This is a genomic window from Brevibacterium luteolum (assembly GCF_025147615.1).
Taxonomy (GTDB): Bacteria; Actinomycetota; Actinomycetes; order Actinomycetales; family Brevibacteriaceae; genus Brevibacterium; species Brevibacterium luteolum.
The window spans coordinates 59,044-85,800 of sequence record NZ_JALXPM010000005.1 but is presented as its reverse complement, the minus strand read 5'-3'; the positions used below and the strand labels follow the sequence as shown (position 1 = coordinate 85,800).

At 66.8% G+C, this 26,757-nt stretch carries 22 protein-coding genes; 11 read left to right on the top strand and 11 right to left on the bottom strand.

Annotated elements, in window-relative coordinates; genetic code table 11:
- Window positions 1-187: 187 nt before the first annotated feature.
- The 7 genes from M3C25_RS02480 to M3C25_RS02450 form a co-directional block, all read right to left on the bottom strand.
- Window positions 188-1,321, bottom strand: a complete 1,134-nt coding sequence (locus M3C25_RS02480) for an N-acetylmuramoyl-L-alanine amidase (RefSeq protein WP_259854869.1) — start codon at window positions 1,319-1,321, stop codon at window positions 188-190.
- Window positions 1,322-1,434: 113 nt separating this feature from the next.
- Window positions 1,435-1,755 carry a thioredoxin gene (gene trxA / locus M3C25_RS02475; RefSeq protein ID WP_102162501.1) on the bottom strand — a complete coding sequence of 107 codons (321 nt, stop codon included), beginning with the start codon at window positions 1,753-1,755 and terminating at the stop codon, window positions 1,435-1,437.
- 82 nt (window positions 1,756-1,837) lie between these two features.
- Window positions 1,838-2,764: a thioredoxin-disulfide reductase gene (gene trxB, locus M3C25_RS02470; RefSeq protein WP_102162500.1), complete on the bottom strand. Its 927-nt coding sequence runs from the start codon at window positions 2,762-2,764 to the stop codon at window positions 1,838-1,840.
- Between the two features lie 125 nt (window positions 2,765-2,889).
- Window positions 2,890-5,283, bottom strand: a complete 2,394-nt coding sequence (locus M3C25_RS02465) for a virulence factor MviN (protein ID WP_259854867.1) — start codon at window positions 5,281-5,283, stop codon at window positions 2,890-2,892.
- Window positions 5,284-5,349: 66 nt separating this feature from the next.
- Window positions 5,350-7,128, bottom strand: coding sequence for a murein biosynthesis integral membrane protein MurJ (gene murJ, locus M3C25_RS02460; protein WP_259854865.1), 1,779 nt, complete (start codon window positions 7,126-7,128; stop codon window positions 5,350-5,352).
- 57 nt (window positions 7,129-7,185) lie between these two features.
- Window positions 7,186-9,738 (bottom strand): DUF6049 family protein, encoded by a 2,553-nt coding sequence (locus M3C25_RS02455; RefSeq protein ID WP_259854863.1) that lies wholly within the window; start codon window positions 9,736-9,738, stop codon window positions 7,186-7,188.
- Window positions 9,735-10,238: an NUDIX hydrolase gene (locus M3C25_RS02450; RefSeq protein ID WP_259854861.1), complete on the bottom strand. Its 504-nt coding sequence runs from the start codon at window positions 10,236-10,238 to the stop codon at window positions 9,735-9,737. The genes M3C25_RS02455 and M3C25_RS02450 overlap by 4 nt, the downstream gene beginning before the upstream one ends.
- 69 nt (window positions 10,239-10,307) lie before the next feature.
- Between M3C25_RS02450 and M3C25_RS02445 the strand changes: the two genes are divergently transcribed.
- The 9 genes from M3C25_RS02445 (at window position 10,308) to M3C25_RS02405 (ending at window position 20,482) form a co-directional block, all read left to right on the top strand.
- Window positions 10,308-11,945, top strand: a complete 1,638-nt coding sequence (locus M3C25_RS02445; RefSeq protein WP_375545091.1) for a tRNA nucleotidyltransferase/poly(A) polymerase-related protein — start codon at window positions 10,308-10,310, stop codon at window positions 11,943-11,945.
- 124 nt (window positions 11,946-12,069) lie between these two features.
- A complete protein-coding gene (locus M3C25_RS02440) occupies window positions 12,070-13,782 on the top strand; it encodes an AMP-binding protein (protein ID WP_259854860.1) in 1,713 nt (570 codons plus the stop codon).
- Window positions 13,783-14,085: 303 nt separating this feature from the next.
- Window positions 14,086-16,335, top strand: a complete 2,250-nt coding sequence (locus tag M3C25_RS02435; RefSeq protein ID WP_259854859.1) for a transglycosylase domain-containing protein — start codon at window positions 14,086-14,088, stop codon at window positions 16,333-16,335.
- A 28-nt stretch (window positions 16,336-16,363) separates the two neighbouring features.
- Complete coding sequence (locus tag M3C25_RS02430) at window positions 16,364-17,683, top strand: glycosyltransferase family protein (protein ID WP_259854858.1); 1,320 nt, start codon at window positions 16,364-16,366, stop codon at window positions 17,681-17,683.
- A gap of 110 nt (window positions 17,684-17,793) precedes the next feature.
- A complete protein-coding gene (gene rpsF / locus M3C25_RS02425) occupies window positions 17,794-18,084 on the top strand; it encodes a 30S ribosomal protein S6 (RefSeq protein ID WP_259854857.1) in 291 nt (96 codons plus the stop codon).
- A 51-nt stretch (window positions 18,085-18,135) separates the two neighbouring features.
- Entirely contained in the window at window positions 18,136-18,723 is a 588-nt protein-coding gene (locus M3C25_RS02420; protein WP_102162492.1) for a single-stranded DNA-binding protein, read from the top strand.
- A gap of 60 nt (window positions 18,724-18,783) precedes the next feature.
- Window positions 18,784-19,023 (top strand): 30S ribosomal protein S18, encoded by a 240-nt coding sequence (rpsR, locus tag M3C25_RS02415; protein ID WP_102162491.1) that lies wholly within the window; start codon window positions 18,784-18,786, stop codon window positions 19,021-19,023.
- 18 nt (window positions 19,024-19,041) lie between these two features.
- Window positions 19,042-19,500: a 50S ribosomal protein L9 gene (gene rplI, locus M3C25_RS02410; protein WP_259854856.1), complete on the top strand. Its 459-nt coding sequence runs from the start codon at window positions 19,042-19,044 to the stop codon at window positions 19,498-19,500.
- Window positions 19,501-19,684: 184 nt separating this feature from the next.
- Window positions 19,685-20,482: a MerR family transcriptional regulator gene (locus M3C25_RS02405; RefSeq protein WP_259854854.1), complete on the top strand. Its 798-nt coding sequence runs from the start codon at window positions 19,685-19,687 to the stop codon at window positions 20,480-20,482.
- Window positions 20,483-20,729: 247 nt separating this feature from the next.
- Here M3C25_RS02405 and M3C25_RS02400 read toward each other — a convergent pair whose 3' ends face one another.
- The gene (locus M3C25_RS02400; RefSeq protein WP_146004384.1) at window positions 20,730-20,990 is read right to left on the bottom strand and encodes a hypothetical protein; all 261 of its coding nucleotides are present in this window, start codon (window positions 20,988-20,990) and stop codon (window positions 20,730-20,732) included.
- Here M3C25_RS02400 and M3C25_RS02395 point away from each other — a divergent pair.
- Window positions 20,982-22,295 (top strand): DUF445 domain-containing protein, encoded by a 1,314-nt coding sequence (locus M3C25_RS02395; protein WP_259854852.1) that lies wholly within the window; start codon window positions 20,982-20,984, stop codon window positions 22,293-22,295. The two genes, M3C25_RS02400 and M3C25_RS02395, sit on opposite strands and share 9 nt — an antisense overlap.
- Before the next feature lie 27 nt (window positions 22,296-22,322).
- On the opposite strand, the gene M3C25_RS02390 is transcribed toward M3C25_RS02395, so the two are convergent.
- Genes M3C25_RS02390 through M3C25_RS02380 form a run of 3 tightly spaced genes read right to left on the bottom strand, consistent with a single transcriptional unit; the run spans window position 22,323 to window position 25,074 of the window.
- Window positions 22,323-23,585 carry an NAD(P)/FAD-dependent oxidoreductase gene (locus M3C25_RS02390; RefSeq protein WP_259854849.1) on the bottom strand — a complete coding sequence of 421 codons (1,263 nt, stop codon included), beginning with the start codon at window positions 23,583-23,585 and terminating at the stop codon, window positions 22,323-22,325.
- Window positions 23,582-23,767 (bottom strand): hypothetical protein, encoded by a 186-nt coding sequence (locus M3C25_RS02385; protein ID WP_259854848.1) that lies wholly within the window; start codon window positions 23,765-23,767, stop codon window positions 23,582-23,584. Before M3C25_RS02385 ends, M3C25_RS02390 begins: the two co-directional genes overlap by 4 nt.
- The gene (locus M3C25_RS02380; RefSeq protein WP_259854847.1) at window positions 23,764-25,074 is read right to left on the bottom strand and encodes a sodium:solute symporter family protein; all 1,311 of its coding nucleotides are present in this window, start codon (window positions 25,072-25,074) and stop codon (window positions 23,764-23,766) included. The genes M3C25_RS02385 and M3C25_RS02380 overlap by 4 nt, the downstream gene beginning before the upstream one ends.
- 213 nt (window positions 25,075-25,287) lie before the next feature.
- On the opposite strand from M3C25_RS02380, the gene M3C25_RS02375 reads away from it, so the two are divergent.
- A complete protein-coding gene (locus tag M3C25_RS02375) occupies window positions 25,288-26,274 on the top strand; it encodes a LysR family transcriptional regulator (RefSeq protein WP_259854846.1) in 987 nt (328 codons plus the stop codon).
- Window positions 26,275-26,757 lie beyond the last annotated feature (483 nt).

Sequence of the window (26,757 nt, the reverse complement as noted above, 5' to 3'; positions counted from 1 at the left end):
GCTGTCGGCCGCATAGAACGCTGACGAGAACGAGCCGTTTGTATTCCGCTCGACGATGGCAGCGAGGCTAGGGTCATCACGAGCTACATCCACCAGGGATGGGCTTGCACTAACTGCGCGGTCAGTGCATCAGTTCATCGAAGCAACAATGATGGCAGCTCTGATGGGTGTTTCACGTGAAACGAGATCAGTTCGTGATCGACTGGATGTTTAATGCCCCCGTCTCGGGATCGGAATCCCGAGCGAGGTAAAGGCGCTGGAGCGCCGCGGCGATGCCATCTGCAATCCGATCCCGGGTGAGGTCGTCAGCGAGCATTTCGCGATCGCGTTCATGGCTGACGTACCCGGCGACAACGTGGACCTTCGGGCTGCGTACTGCTGCCAGGCTCTGCCAGGTCCGGGCGTGAGTTCGGCAGTCGAGGAAGTCGGTGCGGGCGTTGACTTCCTTCTGAACAAGTTCAGCGAGCCGTTTCCCGACGGGGGAGTAGACCTCGTTGTCATCGGCGCGACCGAAGTAGAAGGTTGCAACTCCATTCGGTGAATCCGATAGTGAGGAGTCTTGTGTGATCGTCACGACTGCGGAGGCTTCGAGCTCGTCTGCAAGTGTCTGATGTGCCTCGGGGGAGCTGACGAGAACGGTCGCCGCTCCGAGGGCGCTCAGTCGCCCGTCGAGCCGGCGGGCGATGTCGATCGAGTACTCTTCTTCGAGTCGTCGCTGCTCGGAGGTATAGGGCGTGGCCTTGAAATCTCGTGCGGACGTTGCAGCTTCGATGACGATGACACGTCCTGCAAGCGAAGGACCCGAGGATGTGACGCGAGCGTGCTCTCTCAGCGCGTAGAGGTTCCCGGTACTGTGATTCCGGTTGATCGAGTCAAGTCCAGAGATGGTGTTCGGACCGACAACGCCGTCGGTGCGCAGACCCAGTCCGCTCTGGATCTCCCGGACGGCGGCATCAGTGCCCTCCGCAAAGACACTGTCGATGCGATCGGTGTAGACCCCGAGCTTCGACAAGCGCTTTTGAAGGGTACCGACGTCGTCTCCGACGAGTAACCGGACAGGGTCGAAGCGCAGCACGCGATCGCCGAAGCGGTAGCGTGCGAGTTCGATCTGCTCGAATGTCTCCGGGCCTAAGATCCCGTCCGTCGTGATGCCGCGACTCTGCTGGAAAGCGAGAATCGCTAATTCGAACGTGCGATCGAATTCGGGCGACGCCACATCGCCGACCTTGATTCCCAGGCGATCCAGCTGTGCCTTAGTGGCCAGCAAGACTGTGCTGGAGTCGCCCCGTGTGAGCGTGGGGTAGGCAGATGGTGAGGTCATATCGTCTCGCTGGGCTAGGAGTCGGGATTGACTGAGTTGTCGCTGGTAGGCCTAACGGCCACTGGCGCCTGTTGATACTACAACAGGCGCCAGTGTGTTAGCTGATAGGAGAATCAGCCGAGGAATTCCTCGAGCTGCTGCATCAGCATGGGCTTCGGCTGGGCACCGATGATCGTCTTGGCGACCTGGCCGTCCTTGAAGACGTACAGTGCCGGGATCGAGGTGATGCCGTAGGTCGAGGCGGTCTGCATATTTTCGTCGGTGTTGACCTTGACGACCTTGAGCTTGTCGGCGTTTTCCTCACCGATCTCGTCGACGATGGGGGAGACCATGCGGCACGGTCCGCACCACGGCGCCCAGAAGTCGACGAGGACGGGCTTGTCTGCCTGGAGGACCTCGGCCTCAAAGTTTGCGTCAGTGACATCTGCAGTCATTGCTGCTCCTTACGTGATTGGCCGGCCGGCCGGCCGGGGTTGAACGACTTGGTTGGACAGGCTGGGTCGTCGAGTGACAACGTCAGCGGTTGGACAGGTAGTGTTCGGCGTCGATGGCAGCCGAACATCCGGATCCGGCTGCGGTGATCGCCTGGCGATAGACCGGGTCAATGAGGTCGCCGGCTGCGAAGACTCCTTCGACGTTCGTCAGCGAAGCGCGTCCGTCGACCTTGAGGTAGCCGTCGGGGCGCAGTTCGAGCTGATCGGCGAAGAGCTCGGTGCGCGGATCCGATCCGATGGCGATGAACAGGCCGGTGACATCAAGCGGCGACTCTTCACCGGTGACGATGTTGCGGACAGTCACTCCGGTCAGTGCGTCATCTCCATGGATCTCGGAGATCTCCGAATCGAGGATGAACTCGATCTTCGGATCGGCTTTCGCACGGTCCTGCATCGCCTGCGAAGCGCGCAGCTCCTGACGGCGGTGGATGACGGAGACCTTGGATGCGAACTTCGTCAGGAAGGTCGCCTCCTCCATAGCTGAATCTCCGCCGCCGACGACGGCGATGTGCTTGTCCTTAAAGAAGAAGCCGTCACAGGTGGCGCACCAGCTGACACCGTGGCCGGAGAGCTTGTCCTCGTTGGGCAGGCCCAGCTTTCGGTAGGCCGAGCCGGTGGCGAGGATGACCGCCTCGGCGGTGTAGCTCTCGCCGAGAGCCGTGGTGATCTTGTGAGCTCCCGGCTGCAGGACGAGTTCCTGTACGTCGTCGTAGATGACGGTCGCGCCGAAGCGCTCTGCCTGCTGGCGCATGTTCTCCATGAGCTCAGGGCCCTGGATCCCGGCAGGAAATCCGGGGAAGTTCTCAACATCTGTCGTATTCATCAGCTCGCCGCCAGCGGTGACGGAACCGGCGATGACGATCGGTTCCAGGCTGGCACGAGCTGCATACACGGCAGCGGTGTAGCCGGCTGGACCCGATCCGACGATGACGAGTCGCTGAGCTGTCATAAAGCCTCCTCTTGGGGATGTTTCCGTTAACCCGAACACTGGGGTTCGGCAGGTTTATTCCACCCTATGTCCCCGGAGGACACTGGGCAGTTCACGCGGATATCCGATACAGAGGAGCTGCAGACTCAGGACAGTCCGACGTGGCTGACGTACGCGCGGTATCCACCGTCGGCAGAGCCGAGCTCGGTGAACCAGATGATGACGACAGATCCCTCGGCGCCGTCATCGAGGTCGACGGTGGTCTTTCCGTCCTCCGTCGTTCCCTTGCCGACAACCGTGGCGTCCTCCGGGTCATCGGAGTCGCCGATCCGGACCTCGAAGTCGCTTCCCTCGTGATCGGAGGTCAGCTCAACCTGGGAGACGGTGGCTGACTCTTCGAGCTCGAGTGCCAGGCCGACACCCGATTTGAGGTTGCCGAACTTCGAGGAATTGTAGCGGTCGGTCCGCCACGCCGAATCATCGTCATCGAGGACATTCGATGCCGCATCGTCGTTCTCGGTCTCGTCGCCTTCAGGATCAAGGGCGGACACATCGGCGATCACCGGCTTCGGGCCCTGCGGCTCCTCTTCGGTCGGAGGCTGCTCCTCAGTCGGTTCGGTCTCGGCCGTCGGCTCCTCAGCGGTGGGCTCATCATCGCCCTGCGTGCCGACGATGATCCCGACGATGAGCGCGCCGACGACCAGCAGTGCCAGGACGCCGATAAGAATCGGGACCAGGGGCCGAGACGGCTTGTCAGCAGACGCATCATCCTCAGCCGGTGGGCGGGATCCCTTGCCACCGGAGCCACCAGCCGCAGCAGCGGGCGCGGCTGCGGCAGCGGAAGTGGCAGCACCACCCGTGGCATTCGGCTTCCGGCCGGGGCCACTCTTCGGCTTGCTCTCGCTGCCAGCAGCAGCGGGAGCAGGATTCGCGGGCTGCTGGTCGGTCTCGCGTTCGGTGGCATCGGACTGTGCGGTGTCGTCTGCGAGATCGGCGCCCAGGCCGGCGGCAGGCGCTGCAGCGGACTTCCGGCGCGACTGCTCCTGGGCGCGTGCCCGCTCCTCAGCTTCCTGCTGCAGACGGCGCTCGCGCTCGTACTCGGCGCGCTGGCGTTCGAGCTCTTCCTCGCGGGTGGTGAACATGCCGCCGAGGAACCAGGAACCATCGTCCTCGTCGGCTTCAGGGTCCTCAACGGCTTCCTGGTCGGTGCTGATGACCTGCGTATCGTCGGCGCTGAGCTCCTCGTCGCTGGTGAACATGCGCGAACGATCGGCGATGCGCTGGGTTTCGTTCGCGTCGGCCTCGGCATCGGCGTACTGCTCATAGGAGGCGAAAGTGTCCTCGGGCTGCCACTCATCGGTTTCAGCCGAGGCGAGCTGTTCGCAGGAGATCGGGAAGACGGCCGCCTGCCGCATCTGCATCCGGTCGTCATACGGGGTCTCGCTGTCAGCCAACCGGCCGGCTGCCAGGCCCGAGGCGCCGGGCCGGGTGAGGCCGATGCGAGTGAGCGCGGCCCGCAGCTGGGCGGGTGTCGCCCGCTTCTCCGGTGCTGGGGCACCTGCCGCTGCAGGCGGCGTGGCCGGCCGTGGTGGGGTGAGAGCAGCCGCTCCCGAGGCGGTGGCCGGGTCGGCCTTGGTCGTCGGGCGGGCCGAGGACGCGCCGGTGGCCGCCTCGGTGCCGGAGAACTTCTCGTCCTCGGTGCGGCGCAGCTCATCGCCGTCCGGGCGCGGGCTGCCCGTCGAGAGCTGGCGCAGCTGGTGGACGTCCCATTCGTCGAGGAAGCGCACCACCTCGCTGGCTGAGCGCGGGCCGGGCTCGATCTTCATGACGACGCCGGAGACGAACTCCTCCAGGTCACTCGGCACCCCGTCGACGAGCTCGGAGACGCGCACAAAGCGGTTGTTGCGCCGCTGGGCCACCGGCAGGCCGGCGCGCGGCTCATCGCTGGGCCAGTGACCGGTGAGCGCGGCGTAGAAGATGTTCATGAGCGCCAGCGCGTCCTCGCGCTTCTTCGCTGCTGTCGGCATCGCCTCAAGATCGAGGCCGTAGGCGGTGTGGGCGACAGCGGCGTCGATGGCGACTCCGGTGACGGTGGCGTCGAAGTTGTCCTTCAGCCCCACGCACTCGGGGCCGAGGCACAGGTGGTACAGGCCGCGGGAGCTGGCGTGGGCCAGTGCGGTGGCGAGCTCGCCGACGAAGGCGCGTGCCGCCTCGGGAGCCAGCGGGCCGTTGCGCAGGATGGCCGGCAGGGGAGTGGCGAAGGAGCGTTCGAAGACGACGAAGTCGAGTCCGTCAGCGCGTCCGACGTCAAGGACGGTGGGGATCCGCGGATCGGTCAGCAGCGCTGAGCGGCGGGCGGCATCGAGCAGGTCGCCGGAGGTCTCCGAGGGCGCGACGTAGAGGGTGACGGCCATGTCGAGGATGGCGTCGAGGGCGATGCAGACGGTGCCGCTGTCGGGGTGGTCGGCGAACCAGGGGCGGACGATGTCGGAGACCACATAGCGCTCGGCGACAACCGTTCCGCGTTCGATGCCGATCACCAGACCCCCTTGTGAATGCGCTGCACAGGTGAGCTGTGCAGGGCGAATAGTCCTTCGCTTCTCAGTCTAGCGCTTCAATTTCCGCCGGACAGTCTCGGCAAGGCTGCGCAGCTCGCTCACACGCAGCATCCAGCAGACGACCAGATAGACCGCAAGCATGACCGGCCCGACCCACGCGATCGTGATGAACGCGGTCGTCCGGGTGTCCCAGGCATCGGTGCCGATCGCGCGGACGATGAACACGCCGACGATGCCGGCCAGCGCACCGGCGATGACGAACTTCAGGTGGGCCAGCAGGATCCGCTTGGTCCCGAGGTGGTGCAGGCGGCGGCGCAGCAGCCAGGCGCTGATGAGGCAGGCGAGACCGTAGCCCAGGCTCATCGACAGGCCGATGCCGGCGACGATGTAGTGCTTGGGCAGCAGCAGGCCAGACGCGATGACCCCGGCGGAGGTGAGGGCGACCTGCGGGACCTGCACCCAGAACGGGGTGCGGGCGTCCTCATAGGCGTAGAACACCCGCTGTAACAGGTAGTTGGCCGAGAACGGGACGAGTCCGAGGATCATGGCGGCGATGACGACGCTGAGCGAGACGGCCTGCTCGACCGAGCCGCGGGCGAGGACCATCGCTGTCTGGGCGCCGAGTGTCATGAAGGCGACGGTGGCGAAGACGTTGACGAAGCCGACGAGCCGGACGCCGAGGCCGAAGGAGGCGCGCACCGCCTCGGTGTCGCGGTCGGCAGCCGAGGTGCTCATCGAGGTGAACAGTGCGGTCGCCAGCGACACCGCGATGAGCGAATGGGGGAGCATGAAGATGAGGTAGCTGTACGTGTAGGCGGCGTTCGATGGGCTCGGGCCGCTGTCGGCGGTCGCTGAGGCCAGAGAGGCGACCTGCGAGATGACGATGAAGCCGAGCTGGCCGATGAGCACCGCACCGAAGGTCCAGGAGGCGACCTTGCCGGCTGTGCCCAGGCCCACACCGCGGAACCCGAAGGTCGGGGTGAAGCGGAAGCCGATGCGGCGCAGCGGCCAGATCAGCACGAGTGCCTGGCAGACGACGCCGAGGGTGGCGGATCCGGCGAGCACGGCGATCTTGGTGACGTCCCAGGTGTCGATCGCGTGCTCACCGTACTCACCGGTGCCGAAGAGGGCGATGAAGATGCCGAGCCCGGCGATGGAGACGAGGTTGTTGATGACCGGCGCCCACATGTACGGCCCGAACGATGAGTGGGCGTTGAGGACTTGCCCGAGCATCGTGTACAGGCCGTAGAAGAAGATCTGCGGCAGGCACCAGAACGCGAACGCCACCGCCAGGGCGGTCTGCTCGCTGCTCCAGGTCGACGAGGAGTACACGCGCACGAGCAGGGGAGCGGCGGCCGTGGCGAGCACGGTGACGCCGAACAGGATGAGGATCGCCAGAGTCAGCAGCCGGTTGGTGAAGTCCCTCCCGCCGTCGGGCCGCCGGGTGGCGCGCACGATCTGGGGGACGAGGACCGCATTGAGGATGCCGCCGGCGAGCAGCATGTACAGGTTGTTCGGCACCTTGTTCGCCACGTCGAAGGCGTCAGCGACCCCGCCGTAGGTGACGCCGATCGCCAAGGCGAGCATGCCGGCTTTGACGAATCCGAGCACCCGCGACACGAGAGTGCCGGCGGTCATGATCGCTGAGGACTTCGCCAGCGAGCTCAGCTTCGCACCCCCGCCCGGCGCCTCGGCGGTGGCTTCGGCTTCCGGGTGCCCGGCCGTCTCCGGAGTCACAGCGCCGGCTGCGGTGCTGCCGGCACCGCCGGCCGCGTGCGCGTCAGCGGCGCGGTCCGGTGCGGTCTCGGAGGGGTCGGTGGAGGACAATGCGGCTCCTTGCCGGTCTCAGGGGCGTTGGCGCGTTGGTCGCGCGCGGGGATCGAATCAGCCCGGGTCGTTCTCGTGCGCTCGCGCGACGGCGGCGTCCAGCTGGCTCTTGGGAATCTTACGCCGTCCGCGGGAGACAGACGAATACAGGCCGATGAGCAGCACGATGACGAGACCGGCCCCGATCACCGCAGCCCCGATGTTCTCCCAGTCGGTGCGCACGCGCACCGTCAGCGAGGTCGTCTCCGGCAGCACGAAATGCCCGGCAGCCGCCGCCGGGCCCGGACCGGTTTCCGTCGTGGCTGTGGAATCGCTGTCGCCGGGCGGGGTGGCGGCGACGAGTTCGATGCGGGTCTGCACATCGGCATTGGCCAATCCTTCGACCGGGACCTCGACGCGGGCCTGCTCACCGGGGCTGACGACGACCGGTTCGGACACCTGCGTGCGCAGCTGCGGGGTCGCCGGCACCACCCGGACCATGACATGGGCGGACTCGGCGGTCGTATTGTCGATGCGCACCGGGATCGTCGTCTTCTCACCGGTCACCAGCAGCACAGCCGAGCCCTCCTCGGGCTTCACCCCGCCGGTGAGTGAGCTGACCTCATCGGCGGCCGCGTCGACACAGGAGGAGAAGCCGCCGTCATTGGCCGTCTCACCCCAGGCCGTCGACGTGCACGTCAGGGTGGCCCGGCTCAGGCGGGTGGCCACCGCCTCGGGATCGGCGAAGGCGGTCGACGCCTCAGCGCCGGTGGAGTGCACCTCGCCGAGGCGGTTCAGACCGGCGGCCCGATCCCCGGCCTCGCGGGTGGGTTCGGTCAGCGGGGCGCGCTGGACCGGTTCGGATTCGCTCAGGTCCGCCAGGCTCTGCAGGTCGATCCACGGTGCTGCCGCGGTCTGCCTGATCGCCTCGGCCCAGTGCGGGTCGGCGGCCCGGCGGGGGAGGGTGATGAGCAGGCTGCGCGGGTCGAACGGCCGCTCGGTGGTGATCGCCGAGCTTTCGGCGATGAGCTCGCTGAGCCCGAGCACGCGTGTGTCGTCATGGCCGGCGAGTTCGGCGGCCTCCGACAGGCCGGTGTCGACGGCCAGGGAGTTGAGGCCGTGCTGATCCTCACCGACCGGCAGGGTGGAGGGGGCTGAGGAGGTGTAGCTGCGCACGCTCGGCTGCTGGATGTCGGAGACGAGCATCGTCTTCGCCCCAGCCTGTGCGGCGCGTTCGGCGAAGTCGGGGGTGAGGCTGCCGGAAGCCGGCCAGGTGATGTCGGTGCGGGCTTCGGGCAGTGTGGCCCGCAGGTCATCGGCGGCGGCTTCGGCCGCGCGTGCGAGCACCGACTCATCAGCAGCGCTCAGCGCGGTGAGGTCGGCATCGGCGTAGGGCAGGGCGATGACGGTGCGCTGCTCGGCGGCGGCGACGAAGGAGGTGTACCACTCGTTGAGCTGCGGGTAGCGATCGGCCTGCGGGCTCGGCGCTGGCGCGGTCTGCTCACCGCTGGTGTCTTCACCGGGGGCAGTGGTCTCCTCGCCGTCGTCACCCTCTGGGGCCTCGGTGGCATCAGCGGGCGTCTCGTCCGCCGGTGCTGCGCCCGGTTCGGCCGGATCCGCGCCCTTTTCAGTACTCTCCTCAGTGCCCTCCTCGGTGCCGTCGTCAGCGGGATCGCCGGCTCCATCGTCTGGGTCGGCCTCTGGGCGGTCGACGCCGAGCACGTCCTCGATGCTGCCGATGAGCCGCGGGTCGATGGCGAGGGCCACCTCGTCAGCGGCAGTGACGGCGGCCAATGCCGAGGTGAGCTGCCCCTCGGGACCGGCGGCCTGCTCGAGCGTGTCGGCTGCGACCTGCCCGCTGGGGTCGAAGCCCGGCAGCGTGACCGGCACGAGGAACGTCACCTTGCTCGGCAGCAGCTGCGGATCGGGATACCAGGTGGTGAAGGCGGTGCGGGTCAGTGACAGCGACGGCTGCGCGCTGGCTGCTGCTGCTTCGCTGCTGAGCTTGACGGCCAGCCCGTAGGCCCCCCACGAGGTCAGCGGCTGGCTGCGCGGCAGCCCGAGCGTCTCGGCATCGGCGGTGAGGGTGAACGCCGCCTCGCTCTTGGGCGCGACTGACTCCGGCAGCGTCTCGATGTCCATCCTCGGGGCGTCGTCGGCGTCCTCGGCGCCACCGGCGGTGTCCTGCTGGGCAGCCGCGGAGGCGGTGTCACCGAGCTGCCGGTAGCGCGCCGGCTGGTCCTTCCACTCGTTGATCGCATCGCGGGAGTCGAGCACCCGACGGCTGATGCGGAAGTCCAGGCGCGGCTCGGGGATCTCCACGGCACTGGAGTTGATGATCCGGCCCTTGATCGTCAGCGTGCCCTCGGCTGTGAGAACCGGGCTGATCTCGTCGAAGGCCAGCTCCACTCCGGCTGCGGCGGTGTCGCTGGCTCCGGGCGACCCCGCAGTCTCCTCGTCCGTACCGTCTCCGGGTGCTGCCGGGACGGGGGAGGGGAAGCTCGGCTGGGTGCCGGCGGCCGTCGCCGAGGCGGTGGGCACTCCGGTGCCCAGCAGCACCGCGATGAGGGTGCAGACAGCAGCCAGCGCCGCACAGCGGCGCGGGTGGGGCAGGTGGCGGGCGGAGATCACGTCGACTGGATGACGGAGTGGTAGTACGGCAGCACGGAGCGGGCAGCGGCGACGATGCGCCGCTCATTGGCGAAGGACAGGTGCTCCGGCAGCGCATCAAGCGGGATCCAGGCGGCGTCGACGGCCTCCTGGTCCGGGTCGTTCACGACGGTGAGGTAGCCGCCGGTGGCGCGCAGCAGGAAATGGTGGACGAGCTTGTGGATGCGGTAGCCGCCGACGGAGAACCAGTAGTCGACGCTGCCGAGGGTGGTGACGACATCGCCGTGCACGCCGGTCTCCTCAGCCACCTCGCGACGGGCCGCCTGGGCGGGTGTCTCGCCGAGTTCCAGGTGACCCTTCGGCAGACACCATTCGAGCCTGCCGGCCCGGTTGATGCGTGCAATGATCGCCACCTCGAAGGTGGGCGAATCGAAGTCGACCATGACGCCGCCCGCGGAGACCTCCTCCACGGTGTTCGAACGTGCCGGCATGACCCCCGGCTTCGGCAATGGTCGAGGCATAGCTTCTACTGTATATCCGCAACCTGACGATAACCTTATGCTGAACCGACCCCCTCGAATGGAGATCACGTGTCCCTGGCCGACGCCCATGCACGCCTGCTCACCGCCCTTGATGCGCACGAGCACATCCTCGGCCCCCTGGGTGAGATGTTCTCCGCCGCCGGCCGGGAGCTCGCCCTCGTCGGCGGTTCGGTGCGCGACGGGCTGCTCGGCCGGCCGATGCCCGATCTCGACTTCACCACCGATGCCGACCCGGATGCGATCCTGGCGATCGTGAACCCGTGGGCCGATGCGGTGTGGGAGATCGGCCGGGCGTTCGGCACCATCGGGCTGCTCAAGGACGAGCTGCAGATCGAAATCACCACCTACCGCGCCGAGGCCTATGACCCGGATTCCCGCAAGCCGACGGTGGCCTTCGGCGACGACCTCGATGACGACCTCGTCCGCCGGGACTTCACGATCGGGGCAATGGCCGTCCGGCTGCCCGAGCGCGTCTTCGTCGACCCCTTCGGCGGACTCGCCGACCTGACGAACGGGCTCGTGCGCACACCGGGCAAGGCCGTCGACAGCTTCTCCGATGACCCGCTGCGCATGATGCGCGCCGCCCGCTTCGTCTCCCAGCTCGGCTTCGGCGTCGACGCTGAGGTGCGTGAGGCGATGACCCAGATGGCTGAGCGCATCGACATCATCTCCGCTGAGCGCGTCCGCGACGAACTCGTCAAGCTCATCTGCGGGATCCGGCCGCGGGCCGGCATCGAACTGCTCGTCGAGACCGGGATCGCCGCGCGGATCCTGCCCGAGGTCACCGACATGCAGCTCGAACGCGACGAGCATCACCGGCACAAGGACGTCTACCAGCACAGCCTTACCGTCCTCGACCAGGCCGTCGACCTCGAGGCTGTCTACGCCGCCCGCCAGGCCGCGGCGGCCGCCGAGAAGACCGCCGCCGAGAAGACCGCCGCCGAGAAGATCGGCACTGAGAAGACTGCCGAGCAGGCAGAGTCCACGCCGCCGGGCGCCGCGCCCGGGGCGGAGGGCGCCGGGGCACAGGACGCGCCTGCCGGGCCGGTCACTGCGGTCGCCGAGGACACCCAGCGCATCGCCGTGCCTGATTTCATCGTCCGGTTCGCTGCCCTCATGCACGACATCGGCAAGCCCTCGACCCGCCGATTCACCCCTGACGGTGCGGTGACCTTCTACCACCACGATGTCGTCGGAGCGAAGATGACGCGTAAGCGGATGAAGGCGCTGCGCTTCGACAAGGCCACGACGAAGGCCGTCAGCCGGCTCGTCGAACTGCACCTGCGCTTCTACGGTTACGGCGATGCCGGCTGGACCGACTCGGCAGTGCGCCGCTACGTCACCGATGCCGGTGAGCTGCTCACCCGCCTGCACATCCTCACCCGCTCCGATGTCACCACCCGCAACCGGCGCAAGGCCGAACGCCTCGCCCACGCCTACGACGACCTCGAGCACCGGATCGAGAAGCTGGCCGAACGCGAGAAGCTCGATGCCGTGCGCCCGGACCTCGACGGCCGGCAGATCATGGACATCCTCGGCATCAGCCCCGGTCCGGCGGTCGGGCAGGCCTATCAGTTTCTGCTCGCCCAGCGGATGGAGCACGGTCCGCTCGGTGCGGAGCGCGCCGAAGAGGTGCTGCGCCGGTGGTGGGCCGAACAGGACGGCGGCTCCTCGCAGCCGCAGTGACCCGGCCCCGGCCGACTGGGCAGCGGGCTGCCGCATACGGCTGCACTGTGACCCGGTTCACCTGACTGCCACAGGCGCCTGTTACCTTGAGACCAATAAATGGGACACGCCGTGAGGAGGCACCATGACGACCGTGACCGAACAGTACCGGGCGGCACGCGACCGGCTGCTGGAGCTGCGCCTGGACTACGCGCAGGCGAAGGACGAATTCCAGTGGCCGCGCTTCGAGCACTTCAACTTCGGCCTCGACTGGTTCGACGCCATCGCTGAGAACAACGACAAGCCGGCCCTGTGGATCTGCGAGCAGGACGGCACGGAGAACATCTACAGCTTCTCCCAGCTCTCCCGCCGCTCGAACCAGGTGGCCAACATGCTCCGCGCTGCCGGTGTCACCCGCGGCAGCCACGTCATGGTGATGCTCGGCAACCAGGTCGAGCTGTGGGAGTCGATGCTCGCCGGGATCAAGCTCGGCGCCGTGCTGCTGCCGACGACCACCCAGCTGGGCCCCATCGACCTGACCGACCGCGCCGAACGCGGAGAAGCCTCCTTCGTCATCGCCGGTGCCGCCGATGCCGCGAAGTTCGACGAGGTCGACGTCGACCTCACCCGGATCGTCGTCGGCGCCGAGCCGGCCCGCGAGAACGACCTCGCCTACACCTCGGCTGCGGATTTCCCCGAGACCTTCGAACCCGACGGCCCGACCCCGGCCGATGACCTGCTGCTGCTGTACTTCACCTCGGGCACGACCTCGAAGGCGAAGATGGTCGCCCACACCCACACCTCGTACCCGGTCGGCCACCTGTCGACGATGTACTGGATGGGCCTCGAGCCCGGCGACATCCACCTCAACGTCGCCTCACCCGGCTGGGCCAAGCACGCCTGGTCGAACATCTTCACCCCGTGGATCGCCGAAGCCTGCGTGTTCCTGTACAACTACACTCGCTTCGATGCGACAGCGATGATGGAGACGATGGGCCGGGTGGGCGTCACGAGCTTCTGCGCCCCGCCGACGGTGTGGCGGATGCTCATCCAGGCCGACTTGTCCCAGCTGACGAACCCGCCGGTCAAGGCGCTCGGCGCCGGTGAGCCGCTCAACCCCGAGGTCATCGACCGGGTCAAGAAGCACTGGAACGTCGACATCCGCGACGGCTTCGGCCAGACCGAGACGACCCTGCAGATCGGCAACCCGCCCGGGGAGCCGATCGTCTACGGCTCGATGGGCAAGCCGTTGCCCGGCTACGACGTCATCCTGCGTGACCCGGCGACCGGGGAGATCGGTGATGAGGGGGAGATCTGCCTGCAGCTCGATCCCCGTCCAGCCGGCCTGACCCAGGGCTACTGGGGAGACGAGGCCAAGACCGCCGAGGCGTTCGCCGACGGCGTCTACCACACCGGCGACGTCGCCAGCCGCGATGCCGAGGGCTACATCACCTATGTGGGCCGCGCCGATGACGTGTTCAAGGCCAGCGACTACCGGCTCTCGCCCTTCGAACTCGAAAGCGTGCTCATCGAACACGAAGCCGTCGCCGAAGCCGCCGTCGTGCCGTCCCCGGACCCGGTGCGCCTGGCGGTGCCGAAGGCCTATGTCGTGCTCACCGCCGGCTGGCGACCCGATGCCGACACCGCCAAGGACATCCTGCGCTTCTGCCGCGAGAACCTCGCCCCCTACAAGCGGATCCGGCGCATCGAATTCACCGAGCTGCCGAAGACGATCTCGGGCAAGATCCGCCGTGTCGAGCTGCGTGCCCGCGAACGCGAACTCCACCCGTTCGAGGGCGGGACGACGGTCGAGCATCAGGAGTGGGCCGACACTGACTTCCCCGACCTCAAGGGCTGAGGAACCGGCTGTCAGCTGAGCATCCCTGCCCTGCCGACGTGTGATTGCTCACGTCCCGGCGCACCGATCAGATGACCCATGGTCTGGTCGGTGCGTCGGGTTGTGCGCTAAAATTGCAGGTCACATGCAGTGCGATTCGGACAAGCACGCGCATGCGGCCTGCCTGCGCTGTGATCGGCGTCAGGTGATCTTCATCGACTTCCAATCTTTGAATGTTTGGCTGAATCGACACACCGCACACTCACTCTTGGGGGATCTGTGGCCAAAACCGCACCGAAGGCGAGCCGAAGCGCGCGCCGGAACGTGAACAAAGGCCTGCTCAACTATCCGCGCCAGGGCGTGACCGGCTGGACTCGCTGGCTGCCCTCGCTGCGGCTCATCGGCGTCGGCATCCTCACCGCCTGCGTCGTCGTCATCGGCCTCTTCAGCATCGGTTATGCCGTCACCGACGTCCCCGAACCGAACAAGGAAGCCGCCGGACAGACCTCGACGGTCTACTACGACGACGGCGAGACCGTGCTCGGGTCCTTCAAGACCGAGGACCGCAAGAACGTCACGATCGACAAGATCTCGACACCGATGCAGCAGGCCGCCATCGCCGCTGAGGACAACAGCTTCTACGAGAACCGCGGCATCTCCATCAAGGGCCTGTCGCGTGCGGTCATCGGTGTGGCCACTGACAATTACGCCGGCGGCGGTTCGACGATCACCCAGCAGTACGTCAAGAACTTCTACCTCACCAATGAGCGCACCCTCGACCGCAAGGTCAAGGAGATGTTCATCGCGCTCAAGATCGACCAGGAGCTGTCGAAGGACGAGATCCTCGCCAACTACCTCAACACCATCTACCTCGGCCGCCAATCGTACGGCATCGAGGTCGCTTCGAAGAACTACTTCGACAAGCCGGCCAGCGAACTCGACGTGGCCGAAAGCGCACTGCTGGCTGCGATGATCCAGCGTCCGGGTCTGGCGGACCCGGCTGAGGACCCCGGCAAGTACGAGGACCGCTTCAAGTATGTGCTGGGGAACATGGCCGAACTCGGCTACATCACCGAGGATGAGGCCGCCAGCACTGAGATGCCCGAGGTCCGGGCCGCGCAGACCGACAACCAGTTCGCCGGCCCCAACGGCTATCTGCTCGATGAGGTGCGCAAGGAGCTCAAGCGCAACGGCATCGAGGACGAGGTCATCGACCGCGGCGGGCTCGAGATCACCACCACCTTCTCGAAGAAGAAGATGGACGCGGCGATCGAGGCCGTCGAGGACCTGCCGAAGCTCAAGGAGGGCATGCACGTCGGACTCGTGTCGATGGACCCGGAGACCGGCGGCATCGTGGCGATGTACGGCGGCAAGGACTTCCTCGAGCGCCAGCACAGTGCTGCGACCGAGGACATCACCCAGGCCGGTTCGACGTTCAAGCCGTTCACGCTGGTGGCCGGCCTGGAGAACGGCTACCGCCTCACCGACTACCTGACCGGCACCTCGGGCACCCCGATGAACTACGAGGGAACCCGCTGGAGCCCGAAGAACTACGGCGGCGCCAGCTACGGCCCGGTCAGCCTGCTCAAGGCGACCCAGAGCTCGGTCAACACCGCCTACGCGCAGCTCAACATCGAGGTCGGCCCGGAGAAGACGGTCGACGTGGCTGAGCGTGCCGGCCTGCCGAAGGACACCGAGGGCCTGGAGAAGAACGCCGCGAACGTGCTCGGCACCGCTAGCCCGACGGTCAAGGACATGGCCACGGCCTACAACACGTTCGCCTCTAACGGCATCACGCACACGCCGCACACCGTCAAGGCCGCGGTCACCCCGGAGGGTGAGAAGCTCTACGAGCCCGATACTGAGGGTAAGCGGAACTTCGACAAGAACGTCATGGCCGAGACCACCTACGCGCTCTCGCGCGTGGTGACCGGTGGTTCGGGCTCGTACGCCTCGACGCTGGGCCGTCCGGCAGCCGGCAAGACCGGTACTTCGCAGGACAACTACTCGGCCTGGTTCGCCGGTTACACCCCGAACCTCACGACCACGGTGTCGATCTTCCGCGATGACGGAGAGGGCAACCCGGTCGAGATCGGCCCCTACGGCGGCCGCGGTTCGATCACCGGCGGCTCGTTCCCGACGCAGACGTGGACGAAGTACATGAAGGACGCGCTCAAGGACGAACCGGTCAAGCAGTTCCCCAAGCGCGGCAAGCTGCCGCAGGTGGAGAAGCCGAAGCCGAAGTCCGGCGTGCCGAACCAGCGCCCGAAGCCCAAGCCGTCCCCGAAGCCGAAGACTACGCAGGACAAGCCGAAGGACGACAAGCCCAAGGACGACGACAAGCCGAAGGACGATAAGCCTACGGAGGAGCCGAAGCCGGAGCCGACCAAGGAACCGGAACCGAAGCCCGAGCCGACGAAGAAACCGGACCCGAAGCCGACGAAGAAGCCGGATCCCAACCCGGACCCACCCGGTGACAATGAGGGTGCCGGCAGCGGCAACAACGGGGGCTTCAAAGGGTCAGGCTTCATCATGCCCGGCTTCATCCGCCAGGGAACCGTCAGCATCCTGTGAGGCGCGATAGCCTACGCGCATGCCAGGTGTGACTCCCCTCAGAGCTGCTGAGCCGCTGCTCGGCGGCAGGCCCGGCGCCCATGCGGCGTCGGGCCCTTCGCCGTTCCGGACGGCGGCCGCACTCATGTGCATGCTGGCCGCCTTCGGCACCGCCGGCATCGGCATCCTGCTGCACGGGGCGTGCATGCCCGGCTACGAACTGCCCGGCGCCTCGGCGCGGATGTGCGCCTCACCGGTGGCCAATGCGCTGACCGGCACCGAATTCCCCGCCGGGCCCGGCCGGGCGTCCGGCGCCCCTGCCGCGCTCGACCCGGTGACCGGATGGTTCGTCGAACTCGGCTTCATGCTCAGTGCCGGCCTGGGTGCGGGGGACATGATGGCCCTCCTGCTCGTCATCAACACCATCGCTGTGGCCGCGATGGCGCTCGGTGCTGCCGTGCTCATGCGCCGACTCGCCTGGCTGCCGGTCGCCTGCATCTCCCCGGCGGTCATCTTCTCGATGGGCCAGTCGCTCGACCCCGTCGGCATCGCCTGCCTCGTGTGGGCACTCGTGCTGCTCAACCCGACCGTGGCCGGCCCCCACTCGAACGCCGGGGCCGGTGTGCTCTTCGCCATCGCCGCACTCATCAACCCGCTCGGCATCCTCGCGCTGCTCACCGTCATGGTGCTGCTGTGGCGCGCCGGGCAGCGCTCCGACCTGCTGTCCATCGGCGGGGCGGCTCTCATCGCCGTCGGCCTCGTGCTCGCCATCGACGGGCTCATCTTCCACCGCCTGTCCGTGTGGTGGCAGCAGCCGATCGACCGCGGCTCGCTCGTCTCCCTGCTCGCCTACGGAGAAGGCGCTGATCCGCAGCTGCTGGCAGGTGTCAGCCTCGCCGCCTGCGCGATCGGCGTCATCGCCGCACTCGCCTTCATCACCCGCCGGCCCCGGCCGAACCTGTACGCCGCACTCACGATGGTGCTCGGACTCGCAGTCGTCACACTGCCCTCAGCGCCGATCACCCACGCGCTGTGGCTGCTGCCGGCTGCCGCACTCGCCATCCGCCGGCTCTGGATCTTCATCGCCTGGGCACTGGCCGAGGCGGCCCTCGTCATCGCCGTCAACCTCTCCGACATCACCGCCTTCGACGCCAGCACGGGACTCTCCCCAGCCTGGCTGCTCATCTTCACCTGCCTGAGGCTGGCAGCCGTCGTCGCCGTCATCACCGCCGCCGCCCTCGAACTCGACCGCAGCCCCCAGCCGGCCCCCGAGCCTGAGGCGAGTCCCGCCTCGGGCACGGCAACCACCGCCTCGGGCACGGAAGCGGGTGCCTCAGCTGGCGGGGCGGGCGCGAACACACTAGAATGAACCAGTCTGTGTCCGCTGCGGACCGATTCCGCACCCGGCCAGACGCAACGCATATACCCTCCTGCCATGGACCGACCATGGCCGCTGAGACCAGAGGAGGTGGGTGACACGTGCGTCATTACGAGCTGATGCTCATTCTGGATCCGGAACTCGAAGACCGTTCCGTTGACACCACTGTCGAAAAGCTGCTGAAGGTGGTTCCCTCTGACGGCGGCACCGTCGACAATGTCGATGTGTGGGGCCGTCGCCGCTTCGCCTACGAGATCAACAAGAAGGCCGAAGGCACCTACGTTGTGGTGAACTTCCACGCCAAGCCCGACACGACCAAGGAACTCGACCGCCAGCTCGGCCTCAACGAGACCGTTCTGCGCTCGAAGATCCTGCGTCCCGACGCGAAGTAATCCAGCAGATCCGAGCTCGGAACCGCTGACCCCCACGCTGTAAGGAGCATCATGGCAGGCGACACGATCATCACTGTGGTGGGAAACCTCACCGCCGACCCCGAACTGCGCTACACGCCCAACGGGGCTGCGGTCGCGAACTTCACAGTGGCGTCGACCCCGCGCATGTTCGACCGCAAGACCAACGAATGGAAAGACGGCGAGACCCTGTTCCTGCGCTGCAACGCGTGGCGGGACCTCGCTGAGAACGTCACCGAGACCCTGCAGCGCGGCACCCGCACGATCGTGCAGGGCCGACTGAAGTCGCGCAGCTTCGAGACGAAGGAAGGCGAACGCCGGACCGTCTTCGAGCTCGACGTCGACGAGATCGGCCCGAGCCTGCGCTACGCCACGGCCAACGTGACGAAGAAGGAGTTCTCCGGCGGCGGCTTCTCAGGAGGCGGCCAGGGAGGATTCTCCGGTGGCGGACAGCAAGGCGGCGGTCAGCAGCAGGGCGGCGGCTGGGGACAGAACCCCGGCGGCTTCGGCGGGCAGCAGGGCGGCCAGGGTCAGTCGAACGACCCGTGGGCCAGCTCGAACCCGCAGGCCAACCCCGGCGGAGGCTGGGGCAGCCCGACCTCGGACGAACCACCATTCTGATCACACCCCGGCAGGCGCGTGCCTGCCGCTGATCAACAGATTTTCTGACAGGAGCACATCATGGCAAAGCCGGATCCCCGGAAGCCCATCAAGAAGAAGGCGAACCCGCTGAAGTTCGGCGAGGCAGCCCAGATCGACTACAAGGACACCGCAACCCTGCGCAAGTTCATCTCCGACCGCGGCAAGATCCGCGCTCGTCGCGTGACTGGTGTCAACGTGCAGGAACAGCGCATCATCGCCAAGGCCGTCAAGAACGCCCGCGAGATGGCGCTGCTGCCCTACTCGGGCTCGACCCGATAAGACGAGGGGAGTAGAACAATGGCTACCAAGAAGGTCATTCTCAACCAGGAAGTCGACGGCCTCGGAGCCGCCGGCGACGTCGTCGAGGTCAAGGCCGGCTACGCCCGGAACCTGCTGATCCCGCGCGGCTGGGCCACCACCTGGTCCGCAGGTGCTGAGAAGCAGATCGAGTCGCTGCGCAAGTCGCGCCAGGCCCGCCAGCTGGCCGACCGCGACGAAGCACTCGCACTCAAGGAGAAGCTCGAGGGCAGCTCGGCGAAGATCGAGATGAAGGCCGGACAGAACAACCGCCTGTTCGGCGCTGTCACCGCCGCACTCGTCGCCGACGCACTCTCCGAGGCACACGGCACCACCTTCGATCGCCGGCAGATCGCCCTGCCCGGCCACGTCAAGGAGCCCGGCAGCTACACCGCCACCGTGCGCGTGCACGACGAGATCACCGCGAACGCGAAGTTCGACGTCATCGGCAAGCGCTGAGCCGCTGGCTGACCCGTCACTGAGCTGACGCAGCTCACACAGGCCCCGGAACCCACGCGGTTCCGGGGCCTGAGTGCGTGTGGGGGGTGGGCTTGGCCGCCAGCGGGCCGGGCGGCCACACCCCTGAATTGACCCTCACGCGACGTCAGGGCCGAACGTGGTGGATGTGGACGATACTGAGGGAATGGTCGAGCACACCCCGGAGCTGACAGTCGGCGCGGCCGCCAGGCTGCTCGACGTCAGCGTCCGCACGCTGCACCACTGGGACGCCATCGGGCTGGCCAGCCCGAGCGAACGCACGTGGGCCGGCTACCGCATCTACACGGCAGCCGATATGCAGCGGCTGCGCCGCGTGCTCATCTTCCGCGAACTCGGCCTGCCGCTGGCAGAGATCGGCCGGATCCTCGACGATCCGAGCATCGACCTGGCAGTCGAGCTGGCTGAGCAGCGCGCATCCCTCCTGACACGTATCGACCAGCTGCGGAGAGTCGTCTCTGCAGTCGAACGGATGATGGAGACCACCACCATGGGAAAGAAGCTCACAGCAGCCGAGCAGGCTGAGATCCTCGGCCCGAACTGGAACCCCGACTGGGAGGCCGAAGCGCAGCAGCGCTGGGGCCAGACCGACGAATGGGCCCAGTCCGAGGCGATCAAGCAGACCATGACCACCGCCGACTGGCAGCGGGTAAAGGACGACACTGAGGCCTTCGAGGCCGAACTCGCCGTTGCGTTCACGCGCGGAGTCGAGCCCGGCAGCCAGGAGGCGAACATGCTGGCCGAGCGGCACCGCGCCTCGATCGGCCAGTGGTTCGACATGACCATCGAGAAGCAGGTGTGCATCTCGCGCCTGTACGTCAGCGACCCGCGCTTCGCCGCGCACTACGACGAGCGGGCAGACGGCTTAGCCGCCTGGCTCGTCGAGGTGATCGCTGCCGGCGCCTTCGCCCGAGGTGTGGACCCGGAGACTGCCGAATGGCAGTGAGTTCCGGCCTCAGCCGGTGGCCGTGACCGTATAGACGGCCCGGCATCGGCATCGGTGGTTCTCTCCGCCGATACCCCATCGGATAGGTGTTGGTGAAGCCGGTGGTGACTTCCCTGCCGTCGGCGACGATGAAGTGCGCACCGCCCGAGCCCATGCGTGGCGAGCAGCCAGAACTCCTCAGCTCGAGGGTCATCCAGCATCTGCTGATCGGCGGCAAGCCAGCAGAACTGCCGGCTTGCCGCCGAACTCACCCGGGCTGCACCCGCCCGCCCGGGGGAGAGGTGAGGCCGGTGCGTTCGGAGTCGGCGATCTTCTCACTGAGCGCGCGGGCGGATTCCGAGGCCGCCTGCTGATCTGCACCGGCAGCTGCTGAGGATCCGCCGCTGTGCGAAGGTGCTGAGCAGGCGGTGCCGAGCACCGCGATCGAGGCGGCAAGGGCGAGAGCGGGCAGTCGTGTCTTCCGGGTGGGGAGCCCGGGCCGAGGTGTCAGAATAGGGACATGACTCACTCGCCCACCACCTCGGCGGCGGCCGGATCCACCGGACCGACCGCACCGGCGCGCATCGACGACACCTTCGGCGACCTCGAGCGGGCGCGTGCGCTGAGGAAGATGCGCCAGCTGGCGACCGCGCTGCTCGTGCTGGCGGCGTGCATCTTCGTCCTCACCCATGTCTTCACCGATCTGACCGGCGTGTGGGGGTTCGTCGCTCGCGGCTCCGAGGCGGCGATGATCGGCGCGATCGCCGACTGGTTCGCCGTCACCGCGCTCTTCCGCCACCCGCTCGGGCTGCCGATCCCGCACACGGCGATCATCCCGCGCAAGAAGGACGTGCTGGGCGAGAGCATGTCGAACTTCGTCGCCGCGAACTTCCTCACCTCCGTCACCGTCGCTGCCAAGATCCGCAACGCCCAGGTCACCGCGCGCATCGGCGGCTGGCTCAAGGAGCCGGGCAACCAGGAGATCGTCGTCACCCGCGCCGGGCAGGGCCTGGAGTATGTGCTCAGGCGCGTCGATGATGATGCGATCGAGGCGCTGACCCGCGAGGTGCTGGTGCCCAAGCTCGTCGATACGCACAAGTCCCCGGTGCTCGGCCGGCTTGTGCAGGAGATCGTGCAGGACGGCGCCCACCACCGGCTCGTCGACCTCGTCGTCGGCGAGGCATACACGTGGCTGGCGGCCAATCCGCAGGTCATCGACGACGTGGTCGTGCAGAAGGCCCCGGACTGGGTGCCGGCCTTCGTCAACGAAGGGGTCGCGCGCCGGCTGCGCCGCGAAGTCCTCGAATGGATCTCCGATGTGCGCGACAACCGCTACCACAAGGCCCGGCAGGCCCTCGACCGGTGGCTGCTCGAACTCGCCGCCAACCTGCGCGAGGACACCTCGATCGCGAAGCGCGCCGAGAACGTCATCGACGACCTGCTGCGCGAAGAGGGCGTCGTCCAAGCCGTCCTCGATGTGTGGTCCTCGCTCAAGCGGCTGCTGCGCGGGGCGGTGCTCGACACCTCCGGCGAGGTGCACCAGCGGCTCCGGGCGCTGCTCGACCAGACCGCGAGCCGGATGGTCGACGACGCCGAGTTCTCCGGCGCGATCGACGATCGGCTGGCGATCACCGTCGGCGACCTGGCTGAGTCCTTCGGCCCGGAGATCGCCAGCGTCATCTCCGATACGATCGCCGGCTGGGATGCGAAGGAGGCTTCCGAGCGCATCGAGCTCTACGTCGGCAAGGACCTGCAGTACATCCGCATCAACGGCACCGTCATCGGCGCGCTCGTCGGGCTGTTCCTGCACGGGGTCATCCTGCTGCTGCCCTGAGCCTCAGGCTTGGTGTCTGGGGCAGGTTCAGGATGCGGAGCGCCGTCGGCCGGATGAGAAGCGGGCTGGGCTCAGCTGCCAGGGGTTGACGTCCGCAGGGGTGCCCGGCCGACCGGCCAGCTGCGCGGCGATGATCTGCGCGGTGACCGGGGCGAGGATGAGCCCATGCTGACCGTGTCCGGTCGCTACTGACAGACCGTCAGCGTGCGTCCGCCCGATCATCGGCAGGCCGTCGGCACTGCACGGGCGCATACCCGACCAGACCTGAAGCACCTCGCGACCGGCCAGCTGCGGCAGCGCATCAACTGCCGAGCCGATCATCGCCTTGGTCCTCTTCTCGTCGATGTGCTTGTCCTCGCCGACGAGTTCGAGCACACCGGCCAGGCGGACCTTGCTTGAATAGGGCGTGACGACCATCATCTGGCTCTTCAAGCCGATCGGCATCGACGGATCATCCGGGCCGGTGGCCAGATCGATGACGTATCCCTTCGCCGAGGTGAGGGGCAGATTGAGACCGGTGGGCCGAACGAGATGTTTGGAGGCCGATCCTGCCGCGATGATGACATGGTCGGCAGCGACGCGGCCGGCAGCCGTATCGACTCCGCGCACCGCCTCTGCCTTCAGGGCAAGCCGATTCACCCGGGTGCCGAACTGGAACTCCACACCTTCGCGGGCTGCCTGTGCAGCGATGGCGGCGACATAGGCCCCACCATCGCAATAGGAATCACCGGGTGTGAAGATGCCCCCGGAGAATCCCGTCAGCCCCGGCACCCGGGACGAGAGCTGCTCCTGCGTGAGGGCGTCGTATTCCGGCTGCAGCGGATGTGCGCGGAGGCTCTGCTGAGCCAGCGCCAGGTTCTCGGAGTCGGTGAAAACATCGAGCATGCCGCTGTTGACCCAACTGGTGGGCACGCCTTCGTCGACGAGCGCGGCATGACCGGCAGCGCCTGCTGCGCACAGCAGCCGCAGCGTTCGCGTCGCTTTGCGCACACGCCCCGGTGTCGAGGCAGCGAGGAACCGCGGGATCCAGCCGGCGTTCTGCCGGCGGGGCGCCAGGCGGAACGGACCCGTCGGGTTGAGCATATTCTGCAGACCGAGCCGCACATTGGCCATTCCGGTGAGGGGGAAGGCGTGGCTGGGGGCGAGCAGACCCGCATTGGCGTGGGAGCAGCCGGCGCCTGCGACCTCTTCACTGTCGACGACGGTGACGTCGAATCCCATCCGGCGCACCGAGAGGGCAGTCGTCACGCCGATCGCGCCTGCTCCGACGATCAGCACTCTGCCGGTCATCGATCGCCTCCGTGTGAGTGCGTGCCGGCCGCATCGGACGCCGTTGACTCCTCTGCGAACTCCTGCGGAGAAGTCGCGATGAGGGTGTCCCAGCAGAACTTCAGCCCGAACCATCCGACGAAGGCGACCCAGAGGATGATGAATGCTGGTACAACGTAGAAAGCTGCAACGAGGAGGCTCATGCTGCCACCACCTTTTCGGTCCCTGTTCTCCTGTTCCTGGGGGCGTCGACAAGCGCGTATGTCGCGATGAGGACGATGATGTTGATCGGAAGTCCGATGATCACAGCGTTGATGTCTGCTGGGGTGCCGAGGCCGAAGGTCCAGATCGCGCTGGATACAGCACCGGCGATCATCGCTGCGACGACAGCGACGGGAGCACGCTGTTTGGTCACGACGACGGCCACGAGCGGCACCACCACCGTCGGGGCCCAGAAGCCGTAGGTGAGCAGCAGAGCATCGACGATCGATTCGGCGTTGAGTGCGAAGAGCAGCGCGCCGAGGCCGATGCCGAAATTGCTCGCCCGCTCGGTCCAGAGCAGCTGACGGGGCTTGATATTGGGCACCAGGAAGCCTTTGACGATGTCCTTGGAGAAGACCACTGCCGCGGAGTTGAGCAGCGAATCGGCGGTGGACATGATGACGGCGACGAGAGAGGCGGCCACAAGGCCGGCAGCACCGACGGGAAGCAGCTCGGTGACCACAGCCGGGATCGCGTCGTCGGCGGCGATGTTCGGGTACATGACGAACGCGAGGACACCGAGGCTGGCGCTGACGAAGTAAAAGATGAGACCGAAGGCGCCGGCGAATGCGTAGCCTTTGCGTGCTGTCTTCGGGTCGGTGGCGCCGAATGCGCGCTGAACGTAGGGCGGGATGAGAGCCTCGCCGAGCGCGAAGGCGACGAATATCGCGAGGAATTCCCAGAACCCGAAGGCGCTGAAGAGCTCCAGATGCGTGTCTGGGATGCGTGCGACGAAGTCAGAGGGCCCGCCGGCTGTGAAGACCCCGATGAGGAGCGCGACCGGCAGGAATATGCCGAGCATGATGAATTGGATGACATCTGTCTGCACGTCTGCCCACATTCCGCCGGCGGTGGAGTAGAGCAGCACTACCACCATGCCGATGATGATGCCCAGCGTGGGGTCCATGCCGAAGACGACCTTGAAGATCGTACCCAGTGCGAGCGCCTGTGCACCGAGGATGCCGATGGAGACACCCAGGCCGAGGATGCCGACGAGGAGGCGGGCCAGCCGGCCTGAGTGGAGTTCGAAGATGTCGCCGATGGTCTCCGACTTCCGGTAGGCATTGAGCCGGGGCGCGATGAACCAGCCGACGAGCATTGTCTGGAACGGGAAGGCGATGGCGGCGAACATGAACGCGTAGCCGATCTCATAGGACTGGCCGGCTCGGCCCATCGTGGCGCCGCCGCCCAAGAAGGTCGCGGCCATCGTCGCGAACACAACGGGCCAGGTGAGGCGGCGTCCAGCCACAGCGAAATCGTCAGGTGTGCTGATTCGGCGCGCTGTTTGGAATCCGATGAACAGCATCACCAGAAAGTAGACGCCGACCAATATCAGGTCGATGGTCGACAGCTGCATCCGCGTATCTCCTTTGAGGCGGGAGTGGAAAGTCGTTCACTACTGTCGAACGACCGGTACCATAAGTCCAATACTCTTTTCTGATCTGAGGAAGAGCTGAAACTTATGGTTGATGTGACGCTCAAGCGGCTGGAGTACTTCGCTGTGGTCGCAGAGGAGCTGAATGTCACCAATGCTGCTCGCCGTCTGCACATCTCGCAGCCTGCGCTGAGTCTTCAGCTGAGACTGCTCGAACGGGCGCTCGGGGCGCCGCTCATCACACGGCATGCGCGAGGGGTGTCGCTGACGCCTGCCGGCCGCGAGCTCAGTGGCGAAGCGTCCTCTTTGCTGCGGCGCAGCCGTCAGCTTGTGCGGCGCGTATCGCGCGCCGGCGATGAGGAGGTCGGAACGCTTGCCCTCGGCGTGGGCCCAGTCTCGGGCAGCCGGCTGCTGCCGCTTATCCTGCAGCAGTTCCGCAGCGCCTACCCGACCATTGACGTATCTGTCTTCGAAGGGGACTCACCGACGCTCTACGCTGCCCTGGAGGCCAAGAGTGTCGACCTGGCGCTGACCCGACTGCGTCACGGCACCGCACGCGACGATGAGGGTTCGCCGTTCCGCATCCAAGGTCTGCTCGATGAGCAGCTCATCGTTGCAATGCCCGACTTCCATCCTGTCGCTGAAGCTGAGGAGATCGCGCTCTCCGACCTGGCCCAAAGCACCCTGGTCATGTTCTCCCGTGAGCGCGGCACGCGTTACTTCGACGCGGTGGTCACCGCATGTCGCGACCGAGGCGGCTTCGACCCGTGCGACATCATCGAATGCGATTCCATCGGCGGCCAGCTCGCGCTCATCGGCGGCGGTTACGGCTGTGGTTTCGTCACCGACCTCTCAGCACTCGAATCGGTGCCCGGGGTTCGCTTCAAACGCTGCGTCGACCTCGACGTGCCCGCTCCGACGGTGTTGGTCTCCGACTGCGGCAACGACAATCCCGCCATCGAGATGTTCGGCTGCACCGCCCACGAGGTCAGTGCGACCTTCCGCGCGGAATACGGATCGCAGATGCCGGGCATGGCGGCACTGGAGAAATCGGCGGCCCGTCGGGACGACTGACCGCGCCTCCTCACCAGCGAAGCCGACGGCCAGATGATTGGCACCGCGAAATTCGCCCCTAGCGGATCGGCGATACTCATACTGATCGCCGCGGCCGCCGCAACCGCTGCCACCACCGCGACGCCGGTCAGACCCAGACGCAGCCAGCGTTCGCCGGCCACCGCCTCGGGCACGGTGCGCACGCCGACCAGCACCGGGCGCAAAATCCGCGGCCCCAGCGGCGTGAGGGCCGGGCGCGGATTCCGGTCCGGTCACGAGATCGCCGTATCCCCGGCCATGGCGACGCAGCAGTGACCGGTGATGACGCGGCAGCCGCGGCGCGTGCCCGGCGTCGTAGTAACTGTGACCGCAGTTCTGCGCGAGGTAATCAAGCAGCGTGGAGTCGCAGACCGTGCAGCGTCTTGCGCTCATCGTCCGAATCGCAGACGCAGTCACTTCGATGCCTTCGCTATCGCACGTGACCTCAGTCTCGGAGAACCCGGA

Bases quoted from the DNA above. Each gene is read 5' to 3' on its own strand.
- M3C25_RS02480 (WP_259854869.1), bottom strand. From the start codon at position 1,321: ATGACCTCACCATCTGCCTACCCCACGCTCACACGGGGCGACTCCAGC.
- trxA (WP_102162501.1), bottom strand. From the start codon at position 1,755: ATGACTGCAGATGTCACTGACGCAAACTTTGAGGCCGAGGTCCTCCAG.
- trxB (WP_102162500.1), bottom strand. From the start codon at position 2,764: ATGACAGCTCAGCGACTCGTCATCGTCGGATCGGGTCCAGCCGGCTAC.
- M3C25_RS02450 (WP_259854861.1), bottom strand. From the start codon at position 10,238: ATGCCTCGACCATTGCCGAAGCCGGGGGTCATGCCGGCACGTTCGAAC.
- M3C25_RS02440 (WP_259854860.1), top strand. From the start codon at position 12,070: ATGACGACCGTGACCGAACAGTACCGGGCGGCACGCGACCGGCTGCTG.
- M3C25_RS02420 (WP_102162492.1), top strand. From the start codon at position 18,136: ATGGCAGGCGACACGATCATCACTGTGGTGGGAAACCTCACCGCCGAC.
- rpsR (WP_102162491.1), top strand. From the start codon at position 18,784: ATGGCAAAGCCGGATCCCCGGAAGCCCATCAAGAAGAAGGCGAACCCG.
- rplI (WP_259854856.1), top strand. From the start codon at position 19,042: ATGGCTACCAAGAAGGTCATTCTCAACCAGGAAGTCGACGGCCTCGGA.
- M3C25_RS02405 (WP_259854854.1), top strand. From the start codon at position 19,685: ATGGTCGAGCACACCCCGGAGCTGACAGTCGGCGCGGCCGCCAGGCTG.
- M3C25_RS02395 (WP_259854852.1), top strand. From the start codon at position 20,982: ATGACTCACTCGCCCACCACCTCGGCGGCGGCCGGATCCACCGGACCG.
- M3C25_RS02390 (WP_259854849.1), bottom strand. From the start codon at position 23,585: ATGACCGGCAGAGTGCTGATCGTCGGAGCAGGCGCGATCGGCGTGACG.
- M3C25_RS02385 (WP_259854848.1), bottom strand. From the start codon at position 23,767: ATGAGCCTCCTCGTTGCAGCTTTCTACGTTGTACCAGCATTCATCATC.
- M3C25_RS02375 (WP_259854846.1), top strand. From the start codon at position 25,288: ATGGTTGATGTGACGCTCAAGCGGCTGGAGTACTTCGCTGTGGTCGCA.